The organism is Roseibium sp. AWQ4_290, from assembly GCF_056160985.1.
Genome location: NZ_JBSWYG010000021.1, coordinates 21,627 through 34,018 on the forward strand (window position 1 = coordinate 21,627; position 12,392 = coordinate 34,018).

Sequence of the window (12,392 nt, forward strand, 5' to 3'; positions counted from 1 at the left end):
TTTAAACTCAAGTATTAGAGGTAATCAGCAAAGATACACTTATGAGAGCAGCATGTTTGTGCCCGTCAGCCACGGCAATCACTATGTCACGCGCCAAAAACTCGACACTTTGACCCTGACGGCGCCCGGCTGGCAGGTCGTCGAACCGGCGCTGGCAGGGGAGACGAGGCTTTTGCGCGGCAATATCGGCTATTTGCAGCTTCAGCCTGGCTTGAGCGTACATTTCGCCGATACGGAAGAGCTGAAGGGCATGACGGTTGAAAATGTCTGCGATCCGCGGCTCGTCCTGTCGATTTTCCTGCAAGGCCATATCTCGGCCAGTTTTGGCGGCCTGCCGATCCCCATGCCGGTCTACTGCGCTGAGAAAAAGGCGTGGCAGCCAGTGGCGCTTCTCAGGTGGAACGCACAGCCCCAGCCCTTCAGGCGGCAGAGCCGGCGTGGCGACCGCCTGCGGAAAATCGTTATCACCATGACCGCCGGCTGGCTGGCAAAGCTGGCGGAGGCCAGCGGCACCGACCTTCAGGCTCTTGTCAACCTGTCAGGCCAGGAGACCGACGGTCAGACGGTCAGGGAGACGCATCTGAGCGGCACGGATCTGGCCATCCGGTCCTGGGAGCCCTCCGCCCACAGCATTGCCCAGGCCGAGCAGATCCTGAGCCTGCCAGAGGGGCCGGAGCATGTCCGCCGCCTCGCCCTGGAAAGCCGGGTTCTGGCGCTGATCAGCGAGGCGTTCAGCCAGCTGCGCACGCACGGTCAGGAGGGCCCTGCGTCTCGGCTGCGGCCCCATGACCACGAGCGGCTGAAGGCCATTGACCATTTCCTCAACAGTCACACCGGACAGACCGTGTCCGCCTTGGACCTGGCCAAGGGGGTGGGGCTCAGCCTCAACGCCCTGCGCCGCCTGATCCTGACGGCCCGTGGCATGTCGCCGGGCAAATATATCCGCGCCTTCATGCTGGCCTATGCCCGTCAGGCGCTTGAGATGGACGGCGTCTCCATAGCTGAAGCCGCCTATCTGGCGGGCTATTCCTCCCCCGGCAACTTCACCACCGCCTTCAAACGCCACTTCAACATCTGCCCAAGCGCGCTGTCGAAACGGTAGGCTCGGATATCGAAGACAAAGCTGTTTTACCTGCTTACCGGTCTGTTCTGGCCGCTGCGTTTATTGGGATTGATGCTTTGGTTCGACCGCAATGGGACGCTGGCGGCCGCAACGTTCTTGGACTTATCGTTTTTCCGCCTGTGCAGATTGATCGCCTGAGGCTCCACATCTAGCCGGAAATAATCTGCAAGTGGCCTTGAACTTGAGTTGTGAGGTTCCCGTATCCTGAAAAAGCAATTGTGTCCGTCGCAGCGCATGTGTTGATGGGGCGCGGATCGCGCCCAGCACGCTTTTGCTTCTTCAGCTAACGGCAAATGCAACCAGCTCCAGGCCGGATCAATTCGAATATTTCGGGGAATTTTTGAAAAATGGTCGGGCAGGCCGGATTTGAACCGACGACCCCTTCACCCCCAGTGAAGTGCGCTACCAGGCTGCGCTACTGCCCGAACGGGTCCTACCTAGCTTGTTCGCCCGCCAAGCGCAAGCCGCTTGTTCGGGGCGGGTGAGGATTGCGCGGCGCTTGTGCACAAGCTGGCGCGCGGAGGACTGGCAGGGCCTGCCAAGCGGAACACAGGAAAGGGCAAATTGCTGAGGGTAGCGCTCCACAGCCTCAAGACGGGCAAGCGGCTTTGCTGGAGATCTTCAATCCACGCTAGGTGTTTGGAGAGCAAGCCGTGATCGGGCGCCGGAAAGCCCGCATTCAGGTCGTTCCTGAAGCCCGTAGACGGGATGTTCGCGGAGAGGTGGGCCACCGTTTGCGCTCCAGACGGTCGGTGGCAATCAGGCCCCAGGCGAGGCCGTAGAGCATATACATGTGCCGCCAATGGTCCGTGTCGATGATGGCAGACAGGATCAGATGGGCGGTGAAAACCGCAAAGACGCTCTGGGTGAAGGCCGTCCAGGGGCGGGACTTGAACAAAAGCGGCACCAGGGCGCACAGTGTCCACAGGGCCATGATCAGATAGACCGTGCCGCCCAGCCAGCCATAGGTGGTGAAGCCCTTCAGATAGACATTGTGCTCATCCTCGGGAAAATAGTGGTGGAATTGCAGCGGGCCGATGCCGAGCGGGTGCTCCATCACCATCTGGAAGCCGAGGGAATAGCGGGCAAAGCGGCCCAGCCGCGAGCCGTCATAGTCCTGCACCAGCTTGGCCCGTTGGGCGAACATGTCGGCCACCGTGTCGATGGAGAGCGCCACGGCCATCAGACCGGCAAAAGCCAGCACACCGCCGATCCCTAAAACCACCAGCCGGAGGCGCCGGTGCGGGCGGCGCTCGGTGATGAGCGCCAGCGCATAGACAATCAGAACGCCTGCGCACAAGACGCCCCAGGCCCCGCGGGAAAAGCTCAGGAAAATGCCGAGCAGCAAGATGGCGAGTGGTACCAGAAGGATCAGATTCTTAAAGACAGATTCGCGCAGGAGCTTCTGGATCAGCAGCAGGGCGGGCAGCACCAGAAACGGTCCGAACACGTTCGGGTCCTGAAACGTGCCACGGGCCCGGTCATAAAGCGTGAAATAGTCCGCGCCGGGAAAGGCGTGAAAATAGCCGGCAATGCCGATGGCCGCCACCAGCACGGCGCTGATCGTATAGCCGTTCTGGATGATGCGGAAGCGGTCCGGGTTTTCGGCCAGAATGGCGGCATAGAAAATCGCGGTGATGGCCAGAAAACCGGAGACCGCGATATACATCGCCGCTTCCCCAAAATCATCTGCCAACGGCACGGAGGCGATACCGCCGGCAATATAGAGCATCATGCAGATGATCAGCGGTCCGAACTCTGCCCGCAGCTTCAGCCCGCAGGCGAGCCAGACGACGGAGAGCAGCGCCATATAAAGTTCATATGGGGCCGGTTCCTCGATCACAAAGCCGGAGAGAAACGCGGCGAGCCACAGGGCGCCATTGCCCAGGCTCTTGACCTTGAGGCCGATGGGGGCCCGCACCAGCGGCGCAGGACCGGCATGTCCGGCCGCAAGGGTCAATAAGCGTTCTCCGTGTCGAACAGGCGGAACGGGGTCAGGAACAGGATTTTCAGGTCAAACAGGATCGACCAGTTCTCGATGTAATTGACGTCAAATTCCACCCGTTTCTGGATTTTCTCCGGGGTATCAACCTCGCCGCGCCAGCCATTGATCTGGGCCCAGCCGGTGACACCGGGTTTCACCTTGTGCCGGGCGAAATAACCGTCCACCACCGCGTCCCAGCTCCGGTTGTCCGTATGGGCGTTGACCGCATGAGGGCGGGGGCCGACGAGGGAGAGGCTTCCGGCCAAAACGTTGAAGAGTTGGGGCAATTCGTCAATGGAGGTCTTGCGGATGAACCGGCCGACCTTTGTGACGCGCGGATCGCCCCTGGTCACCACTTTCTTCGCGTCCGGATCGGCCATGTCCGTATACATGGACCGGAATTTGAGAACTTCGATGATCTCATTGTTGAAGCCGTAACGCTTCTGGCGGAAGAGGACCGGCCCCTTGCTGTCCAGCAGGATGGCGATGGCCGTTGCAATCATCAGCGGGAACAGGGTGAGCAGGGCCAGGGAGGCAAACACCAGGTCGAACACCCGCTTGGCGACCATATCCCAGTCGGCAATGGGCTTTTCTACCACGTCAACAAAGGGCACCGTTCCGATGAACGAGGCACCGCGGTTGCGGAACTTGATCTTGTCTGTATGGGCAGACAGGCGGATATCGACCGGTAGCACCCAGAGCTTCTTCAAAAGCTCCAGCACCCGCTTTTCCGCGCGAAGGGGAATGCTGACGATCAGCATGTCGATCCGGGCAAGGCGAGCAAATTCCACCAGGGCGCTGATATTGCCAAGTTTCGGATAACCGGCGACCACTGCCGGGGAGCGCTCGTTGGAGCGGTCATCGAAAATGCCGCAAATGCGGATGTCATTGTCCGGCTGGGCTTCCAGCTCTCGGATCAGCTCGGCGGCCGCCTTGCCGCCGCCCACAATGATGGCGCGCCGTTCCAGCCGCCCGCTGGACATCCAGTGGCGCACCAGCAGATAAATGCCAAAACGGAAGGAGCACAGCCCGGCAAGGCCATAGACGAACCAGCCGCCGAGAAAACTGTCGGAGAGGGCGGTTCCGGCCCCAGTTGTGGAGCGCAGCAGGGCGAACATGGCAAAGACCAGCGTCCAGCCCGCCGCCACCCGGCCCAACTGAAACAGGCCCTGGCGCATGACCGGAACCTGATAAAGGTCGGCCGCCTGGAAGAAGGCAACCGTGACAAGCGTGGCGGCCAGAGCCGCAAAGCCGGACGCCCACAGGGGGGCGGCTGCGTCCACGGCGCCAAAGCTGCCAAGCGCCGCGCTGGCCACGATCAACAGAACATCGGTCAGGCGCACCAAGCCCGTCAAAACCGGCACCGAAGCGCCCTTGCCGCCGAGGCTTTGGGCAATCTCAAGCGCTTCTGGCGAGAGGCTGCTGCTGGAGACTGCGTCCTTTTTCAAATCACCGGGTGCGGCGGCCCCTTGCACACTGTGCCGGAACTGCTGTTCCAGGCTCTGGCTAAGGTCTGGTCTGCCGCCCGGCGGTTCGGGTGGAGAAATATCTTTGTCCTGAAATACCTGGGTGCTCATTATCTGTTGCTCGATCTGGCGTAAACAACTTGCGCCTCCGGAGACTTTACGGCCTCTTTGGGCGCGCTGGCCGGAACTGCGCTGGCCGGAACTGCGCTGGCTGGAGCCAGACCTTTAAGCTCCTTGTAGAATGTGGTGATGCGGTCGCTCATCAGGTCTGCGGAAAAGGTTTCGGAAAGGCAGGTGCGAAGTTCCTTTGCGTCCGCGTCCATTCGGTCCGGAGCGTGAAGGGCTGCTTCCATGGCACTGGTCAGTTTGCCGATATGGCCGGGCTCGATCAAGTGGCCGGAAAAGCGCCCGAAGATCTCCGGAACACCACCCACCCGGGTCGCAATGAGCGGGCGCTGCGCGGCAACCGTTTCCAAAATGATATAGGGCATGGCTTCGGCCCGGGAGGGCACGACCACGGTCCGTGCCAGTTTAAACGCCTCACGGGCCGGCAGGGCACCATGAAAGGTGATGGCCTTGTCCAGGCCGAGCAGTTCCGTCATCCTGCGGTAACGGGCCTCGTCCGGCCCTTCGCCGACAATATGAGCGCGTGGGGCCTCTCCGGTCTTCAGGCGTATATTATAAAGCGCCTCAATGAACAGGTCCGGCCCCTTCAGATCGCGCAGCATGCCGATATAAAGAAAGTCATCGGCGGTTTTGGGCATTTCGACGGGAACAAATTCCTCCGCCGCCAGGCCATTATAGACCATCTGTGTCTTGGCGGCCGGGCGTCCGACCTTGCTTTCATAGGCGGCCGCTTCATAGTCGGACACAAAGACAATGCCGTCGGTCAGCCGGCCCAGGGCATGTTCCAGCTTGTGATAGACCCGCCCCTCGAAGCGATTGGGATCGTAATGCAGGCTGCCGCCATGGGGGCAATAAACCCGGATGGTCTTGCTACCGCGCAGGCGCAGCAAGGTGCCGATCAGCCGTGCATAGGCGCCGCCCTTGGCGCCATGGCCATGGAGCACGTCCGGCTTCAGATCACGGATATGGCGGTAGAGCGCCAGCGTTGCGGACAGGTCCTGAACGGACAATTGCCGTTGCATTTGAAAGCGTGCCACCCCAAGGGCAAGCTTTGGTTTCAATTCGTCCAGAAGCCTGGTGTCAAATGCGCTGCCCGTGTTGCTGTCGCAGACCAGCCCGACATCATATCCGGCGGCCGCCTGTGCGGTCGCAAGGTCGCGTATATGGCGGAAAATTCCGCCAATAGGCGAGCGGACACAATGCACGATCCGCATCGGGTTCGTTGTCATGGTGCAATATCCCTGTTTGCATCCTCGGGTTTCTTTGCGAACCCGTAGGATTTCAAGAATGCACCCTAACAAAGGGAGATGAGTCCACCGTTAATTTGCGAGACGTCAGAAATACCGTTCCCGGACATAGATGGTGTCTCCGGGCCGGACCGGGTCCGAAATGGGCACACGGCCGTTTAGAATTTCCCCATTCAGCTGCCGGGTAATGTCCACATTGGACTGCTGGGCCCGAGAGGAAAATCCGCCAGCGGTGGCGATGGCATTCTGCACGGTCATGCCGGCCACGTAATTATACTGGCCTGCAGTTTGCACTTCACCCATGATGAAGATCGGTCGGTAGGTGTCGACTTCCACCGACACATCGGGATTGCGGATAAAGCCCTTGCGCAGCTTTGCGGCAATTTCGGCGGCAAGCCCCTGCTGGGTCTTTCCTCTGGCTGCAACGCTGCCAACAAGGGGGAAGGAAATATAGCCAGCCTGATCAACAACATAGGTGTTTGAAAGGTTGTCCTGGCCGAACACGATGATGCGCAGCCTGTCGCTGGAATCCAAGCGGTAGGGTTGCGTCAGCGTTTCATGAAACGCCGTCGGCGGTTGCCTGTATCCACTGCACGCAGCAAGGCCCAGGCACAGCCCCAGCACAAGAAGCGCTCTCGCTAACATCAAAGACTCTCCTACAATTCCGGCACAGCATCGCCTGTTATGGTTAATCGAGGGTGAAGAGGGATTTGACTTAAGAGCGCGCGCGCCGACGCAGCGCACCGAAAAGATTAACAGCCCGGATGGGTCATTTGCGCGGTGTTTAACCGATCGCTTACCCTAATTCGACATAGTTTGCCGGAATGTGGAGATGAATGACAATGAACGCTGAGCGGCAGGCTTATCCTGAAGACGATATGGCGCTTGACCTTGGGGGCCTCCTCCGGGCCATCGGCCGCTCGCTGCGCTGGCTTTTGCCCCTGACATTCTGCGTGGCCGCAGCCGTTTTTCTCGCGCTGCAATTTGTCGCGCCCAAATATCAAAGCCAGGCGCAGGTCCTGATCGAAAGCACGGACAACAAGTTCCCCGGCGCCTCGCGCGGGGCGGAGGAAGAGCGAGCCGTCCTGGATGCGGAAGGCGTGGCCAGCCAGGTGCAATTGCTGAAATCCGCTGATCTCGCCCGTCTGGTTGCCAAGAAGCTCGATCTTGCCGCCATCGCCGAATTCAATGCCCGGGGCGACCCGTCCTTGATCGGCAGTCTGCTGATCTTTGCCGGTCTGGCGTCCCCGCCGCCGGACAACAGCGTTGAGGAGCGGGTCCTCAAACATTTCTATAAAAATCTCGATGTCTACCAGATTGATGGCACCCGGGTGATCGCGGTTGGCTACACGGCTGAAAGCCCGGTTCTGGCTGCCAAGGTGGCCAATACGATCGTGGACGAGTTCCTGGAGCTCCAGTCGACTGCAAAGCGCCAGACAACGGAACAGGCCTCTGCAGCGCTGGAGCCGCAAATTCTGGAGCTGCGCAAGGAAGTGCAGGCGGCCCGGCAGGCGGTCGCCGATTTCCGGGCCCGGGCAGATCTCCTGATCGGTGCCGACAACATTCCGCTCAATCAGCAGCAACTGGCGGAAACCAGCAGCGACTATTCTGCCGCCCAGGCGTCCAAGGCGGAAGCCCAGGCCAAGGCGGACCTGTTGCGCGAGCTGTTGACCTCCGGCGGGTCGCTTGAAACTGCAAGCGAGGTGCTGAACTCGGCCCTGATCCAGCGGCTGCGCGAGCGGCAGGTCGAAATTCAGTCCAACATTGCCGAATTGTCGATCACCCTGTTGCCGAACCATCCGCAACTGCGCTCGCTTCAGTCGCAGCTGGCCGACTACGACCGCCAGATCCGTTCTGAAGCGCGCAAGATCCTGCAGGGGCTCGAAAATGACGCGAAAGTGGCCAATCAGCAGGCCCTGGCGCTGTCCGCACGGCTGGACGAGCTAAAGACGGCCGCCGCCAAGAGCAATGCGGATCAGGCCCGGCTGAGCGAACTGGAGCGGGAGGCCAATGCCAAAGCGGCGCAGCTGGACCAGCTGATGCTGAGCTTCCAGGAAGCGGATTCGCGTCTGCGGGCCCAGGTGCTGCCCGCTGACGCCAGAATCACCTCGCGCGCGAGTGTGCCGGTCGAGCCGGTGTCGCCGAAGATTTTGTCGAGTACGATTGTCGCCGCTCTGGTGACCTTCATTCTCGGATGCGCCTTTGTTCTGATGCGGGCCTTCTTAAGTGGCAATGCGCTTGTGAATGCAAATGGAAGTCTGGCGGCAGCGCCCGGCCAGGCTCCTCTTCAGCGTGTTTCAAGGGAGGGCCCGGATAGAGGCTTCCGGGAGCCGCTGGGCTGGTCCTCCAACTATGGTCAGGCCTCTGCACGGTACGGGTTTGCGCCCGGGGCAGCGCCGACCGAGGGGCAAACCGTGCCGCGCGCACAAGGCATGCCGGAGGACGGGGAGGTTCCGCTGGTGCCTGAAGAAGGAGCCGAACCGGCCCCGGAAGCGCCGCTCGTGGAACAGACAGAGCGCGAGCCGGAGGCGGCGGCGCCCAAGAGCCGCCTTGAGCTGTACGACCGCAATGTCGCGCCTGACTGGGTGACCCGTTTGCGGATCAACCGGGATCCGGACCTGACGGATATGGAAGCTGCCAACGAGGCCGGGCTGCCACCGGCCGGGGGACCGTCCGGCGCTAAAGACACCAGCACGCCCGGCGCCAGCACGCCCGGCACGAACGTCTCCGGGCAGGCGGAGCCGCAAGATCAAGACGCGAGACCAAGCCCTGACGCCCCAAAAATGTCCGAAGACGGCGCGCAGACGGCTGAGGATGCCGGGTTTGTGAAGAATATTGAGCCACGGGGCAGGATTGTTGTTCTGAGCGTTGACGACAACACGCTTTCCCACGAACTGGCCTTTGATCTTGTGCGCAAGGCGGCCGAAAGCGGCAAATCCGCACTGGTGGTCGAGGTTTTTCCCGAACAGGCCGACCGGAAGGCCGCCGAAGGTTTCTCCGATGTGGTGTCGGGCAAGATGCCCTTTGCCAAGGTTGTCTACCGGGATGCACGGTCCAAAGCCCATATCATTGAGGCGGGCCGACTGGCGATCACCGATGACATGGTGCAGTCCGACCGGTTCAAGCTGGCGCTGGATGCCATCCGGACAACCTATGAGGTTGTGGTGGTGGATCTCGGGGCAATTGACGGCACGCTGGCAAGCGCGCGCATGTTGAGCTTCGCCGACAGGGTGTTCATTGCCGCCAGCGCGCCCGACCACAGCCACGAGCTGCAAAGCGCGGCAAACCTTCTGGCCCACAATACCGGTGCCCGGGTGGATGTGCTAATTGTGGGGGACAGCAATCCCGATCCGCGCCGCAACGGCGACGGCCACGCGGCCTAGATGTGAAGCATCGGGCGATTAGTCTGCCCCATTTGATGTTGGGAAGCAGGCCATTCGGCAAGGCGCGTCGCGCAGCGCTGCAGACAGGTTCCTTTCCATCACCCGAAGCGCTGGTCTCCTTTGCCTGCTGACATCATTGGATCGCACTTGGGGCGGGAGCCACCACGGCACGCAATCCGCCGCCTCAGCAGACAAAGCAGGTCCGGTCAAATCGTGCAGACTTATCTCCCGAGGCTTCAGGTTTCCCAGTCCTAGCATAAGCCGTCAGTTTGAACCTTTGGAGGGGGCGGACTGGTATGTACCAAATCCAGCCGGACACATATCAGGTGCTCCGAAGCGCGGAGGTCAAGCGGCGCAGACGCCGGACAAGCGGCCAGAGCGTTCCGGAGTTGCGCACGGCCGTTTTGGCCTTCAGGCGCAGCATGCCCATCTGTTTCCTGGCGTGTCCTTTGAAAGACAGGGCCAGAAGGCTGTCTTTCAGCGGTACAGGGGCCGCCCAGGCGGTCTTGTAGCGCTCTTCTCCAAGGCCGAGGTCAATCTGCGTCAGCTCCGGCGCGGCACAGGCCGCTTCGATAATCTCCTTGATCAGCACAAGGCCGGGACTGTTGGGCAGGAAGTCGTCATGGGCGACACTGTTGCTAAAGGCATAAAGCGTGCCACTATGTTCGGCGCACAGATAGGTGGCCCGGATTTTTCCGTCCACTTCAAGCGTCCACAGATCCAGCACGGCCGGACCGGTGCCGTCGCCGGCAAGACCGAGCAGGTGCTTCAGAAACTGCCGGGCAGAAGAGGACGAAAACACGTTCGGGATGCCGGCCTCCTTGGCGCGCAGGGCGCGCTGCTCCAAGAAGGCGTCGAGCCCACGGGCAATTTCGACGTGCTCCGTTGCCCTTGCGGCCCGGTAGCCGCCGGCGGCCTGCAGATGCCGCTGCTTGCGAAGAAGGTTCTTGCGCGAAGACTTGCTGTGAGTGTCCTGAAACAGACGCTCGAACTCAAGGGGCAGGGCACGGGCAAAGTCCGGGCTGGGGCTCGGGGCGGCGCCTTCCAGGATCAGCGGATGCGGCCGCCCGTGCCAGGTTTCGGGCACATTGTGAAGAACAAGCATGTCGGCCTTCACATGCGCGCAAACATCCTTCAGGCAGTGTGTGATCTGGTCCGTGTCAACGGCTGCATAAAAATCCGGGGCCCAGAGGCCCGTGTTCTGGTTGCCGTTCTGGTGCCCGAGGAAGGACAGGCTGGTGCCGGCCGGCGTCTTTTGCAGACCGAATGGCAGGCAGAAGACAGCCTGTCCGCGCACCCGTCCCACGGCAAGAACGGGTGAAACCGCAAGGGCAGTGCCCAAGGTGGCGGACCAGGCCGAGAGCCAGGCCGGGGTCTGGTAAGGTGTGCCGAGAGCGCCAGGCGCAAGGGCCGCCCAGTCACGGTCCAGATCCTCAAATCTTGAAAAGATCTCGATCTCTATCGGTGCCTTGCTGGCGGGCATGGGACGGGCCTTCATTCAAAAAAGTTGAATGGTATTAACGAATTGGTGAGGATGACGAGACCCTGTGCTGGCTCTTCGGAACAACCCTCGATACATCTAGCAATAATTATTAAAGAATACGTGCCTACTCTGTGACTATGGCAGCGGCCGCACCAGAGGAGCGGGCCGGTTCGGATTTGATTGATAAGCGTTGCAGCTGCATGGGGATTCGTCAAAAACTTGTCTCGCGGACGTTCCGGCTTCTGAAAAGAACCGGACTCGGGCGCCTAATGGCACCGCTGACGCAGGGCTGTGGCGCGGTCTTCATGATGCATCATGTCCGCCCGGCGCGGGCAGAGGTGTTTCAGCCCAACAGGCACCTGGAAATCACCCCGGACTTTCTGCGTCTTGCCGTCGAGCGGATCCGGGCAAATGGCTATGAGATCATCTCTCTCGACGAAGCGGTGGATCTTCTGAAGACCGGCTATGGCCGTCAGCGCTATGCTGTGCTGACCTTTGACGACGGCTACAAGGACAATCTGGACACCGCCTATCCCGTGCTGAAGGAGCTGAATGCGCCGTTCACGGTTTTTGTCGCAACAGGCCTGATTGAGCGGAGCACGGAGCTCTGGTGGCTCGCCCTGGAGCGGATCATTGCTGAGAATGACGCAGTGACCTTCACCCAGGCCGGGGCCGAGAACGGGGTGTCCTGCCGCACGGCGGTAGAAAAAGAAGCCTGTTTCAGGCGCTTGGCCGACTATCTGACCCTGGATGTCGGCGAATTGGATCAGCGCCGGATCATCCGGGCGCTGGCGGAAAAATACGGTCTGGATCTGGCGGCGCTGGCTGACAGGGAAATGATGAGCTGGGACGAGATGCGACAGCTGGCTGGCGACCCGCTTGTGACGATCGGCGCCCATACGCACGATCACTTTGCTCTGGCGCGTCTGGACTGTGCCGCCGCCCGGGCCGACATTCTAACCGGCGTACACAAGCTTGAAGAGGAACTTGGGCGGCGGCCTAAGCATTTCGCCTATCCCTATGGCAAATCCCATGCGGTCAGCCTGCGCGATGCGGACCTTTTGCGCGAGACCGGCTTCGCCTCCTCGGTCACGACTTTGCCGGGTGTGCTGCAATCGGCCAATGCGCGCGATCCGATGATGCTGCCGAGAGTATCGCTGAATGGCAGGTTCCAGGACCCGGCCATCGTGGACCAGTATCTGACCGGAGCCCCGTTTGCGCTTTACAAAGCCGCCCGCTGGGCCACGTCCGGCTTCGGCATCAGGTCCGGTTCTTCCCGCTCTTTTCCATCCACCAGATGATCGCCCCGGCCGGGACGACCCACACCAGCCCGGCAATTGCGAAATAGATGAAGCGCACCAGATTGGACGACTTTTGCAAGGTCATGTCGCCGATCACCATGGCGGTGAAGGCGTAGACGACAACGAAGCTGACCAGCAGCACCATTCCAATGAATTTGCGAAATGAGGGCACCATGCTCCGCCGTCCGGTTGATTGGTTTTAAAGCCGGTCCGGCACGGCAAAATGTCTCACATCGCTTGCCGGACTGCCCTTGCACCTATATCTCCGCTGGACAAAGG

The 12,392-nt window shown here is 60.9% G+C and carries 9 protein-coding genes and 1 tRNA gene; 3 read left to right on the plus strand and 7 right to left on the minus strand.

All coding sequences use genetic code 11. The features are described 5' to 3' along the window. Positions 1-52: 52 nt before the first annotated feature. The gene (locus ACXAH0_RS19900; RefSeq protein WP_475178776.1) at positions 53-1,102 is read left to right on the plus strand and encodes a helix-turn-helix transcriptional regulator; all 1,050 of its coding nucleotides are present in this window, start codon (positions 53-55) and stop codon (positions 1,100-1,102) included. Between the two features lie 369 nt (positions 1,103-1,471). Here ACXAH0_RS19900 and ACXAH0_RS19905 read toward each other — a convergent pair. From ACXAH0_RS19905 to ACXAH0_RS19925, 5 genes are all read right to left on the minus strand, one after another. Further along, positions 1,472-1,548: transfer RNA gene (locus tag ACXAH0_RS19905), tRNA-Pro, on the minus strand. Positions 1,549-1,802: 254 nt separating this feature from the next. Continuing rightward, positions 1,803-3,083 carry an O-antigen ligase family protein gene (locus tag ACXAH0_RS19910; RefSeq protein WP_475186954.1) on the minus strand — a complete coding sequence of 427 codons (1,281 nt, stop codon included), beginning with the start codon at positions 3,081-3,083 and terminating at the stop codon, positions 1,803-1,805. Further along, positions 3,080-4,684, minus strand: a complete 1,605-nt coding sequence (locus ACXAH0_RS19915; RefSeq protein ID WP_475194450.1) for an undecaprenyl-phosphate glucose phosphotransferase — start codon at positions 4,682-4,684, stop codon at positions 3,080-3,082. The genes ACXAH0_RS19910 and ACXAH0_RS19915 overlap by 4 nt, the downstream gene beginning before the upstream one ends. Further along, complete coding sequence (locus ACXAH0_RS19920; protein WP_475194456.1) at positions 4,684-5,928, minus strand: glycosyltransferase family 4 protein; 1,245 nt, start codon at positions 5,926-5,928, stop codon at positions 4,684-4,686. The genes ACXAH0_RS19915 and ACXAH0_RS19920 overlap by 1 nt, the downstream gene beginning before the upstream one ends. Before the next feature lie 105 nt (positions 5,929-6,033). Next, positions 6,034-6,591, minus strand: coding sequence for a polysaccharide biosynthesis/export family protein (locus ACXAH0_RS19925; RefSeq protein WP_475186962.1), 558 nt, complete (start codon positions 6,589-6,591; stop codon positions 6,034-6,036). A 191-nt stretch (positions 6,592-6,782) separates the two neighbouring features. Between ACXAH0_RS19925 and ACXAH0_RS19930 the strand changes: the two genes are divergently transcribed. Beyond that, positions 6,783-9,329 carry an exopolysaccharide transport family protein gene (locus tag ACXAH0_RS19930; protein WP_475194458.1) on the plus strand — a complete coding sequence of 849 codons (2,547 nt, stop codon included), beginning with the start codon at positions 6,783-6,785 and terminating at the stop codon, positions 9,327-9,329. 322 nt (positions 9,330-9,651) lie between these two features. Here the strand turns inward: ACXAH0_RS19930 and ACXAH0_RS19935 are convergent, their stop codons facing one another. Further along, complete coding sequence (locus ACXAH0_RS19935; protein ID WP_475194461.1) at positions 9,652-10,812, minus strand: GNAT family N-acetyltransferase; 1,161 nt, start codon at positions 10,810-10,812, stop codon at positions 9,652-9,654. Positions 10,813-11,081: 269 nt separating this feature from the next. On the opposite strand from ACXAH0_RS19935, the gene ACXAH0_RS19940 reads away from it, so the two are divergent. Beyond that, positions 11,082-12,113, plus strand: a complete 1,032-nt coding sequence (locus ACXAH0_RS19940; RefSeq protein WP_475194464.1) for a polysaccharide deacetylase family protein — start codon at positions 11,082-11,084, stop codon at positions 12,111-12,113. Here the strand turns inward: ACXAH0_RS19940 and ACXAH0_RS19945 are convergent. Continuing rightward, a complete protein-coding gene (locus ACXAH0_RS19945) occupies positions 12,073-12,288 on the minus strand; it encodes a DUF2842 domain-containing protein (protein ID WP_475185674.1) in 216 nt (71 codons plus the stop codon). The two genes, ACXAH0_RS19940 and ACXAH0_RS19945, sit on opposite strands and share 41 nt — an antisense overlap. Between the last annotated feature and the right edge of the window lie 104 nt (positions 12,289-12,392).

Excerpts from the sequence above, each read along its gene's own strand:
- ACXAH0_RS19900 (WP_475178776.1), top strand. The coding sequence starts at position 53 with ATGTTTGTGCCCGTCAGCCACGGCAATCACTATGTCACGCGCCAAAAA.
- ACXAH0_RS19915 (WP_475194450.1), bottom strand. The coding sequence starts at position 4,684 with ATGAGCACCCAGGTATTTCAGGACAAAGATATTTCTCCACCCGAACCG.
- ACXAH0_RS19920 (WP_475194456.1), bottom strand. The coding sequence starts at position 5,928 with ATGACAACGAACCCGATGCGGATCGTGCATTGTGTCCGCTCGCCTATT.
- ACXAH0_RS19925 (WP_475186962.1), bottom strand. The coding sequence starts at position 6,591 with ATGTTAGCGAGAGCGCTTCTTGTGCTGGGGCTGTGCCTGGGCCTTGCT.
- ACXAH0_RS19930 (WP_475194458.1), top strand. The coding sequence starts at position 6,783 with ATGACAATGAACGCTGAGCGGCAGGCTTATCCTGAAGACGATATGGCG.
- ACXAH0_RS19935 (WP_475194461.1), bottom strand. The coding sequence starts at position 10,812 with ATGCCCGCCAGCAAGGCACCGATAGAGATCGAGATCTTTTCAAGATTT.
- ACXAH0_RS19940 (WP_475194464.1), top strand. The coding sequence starts at position 11,082 with ATGGCACCGCTGACGCAGGGCTGTGGCGCGGTCTTCATGATGCATCAT.
- ACXAH0_RS19945 (WP_475185674.1), bottom strand. The coding sequence starts at position 12,288 with ATGGTGCCCTCATTTCGCAAATTCATTGGAATGGTGCTGCTGGTCAGC.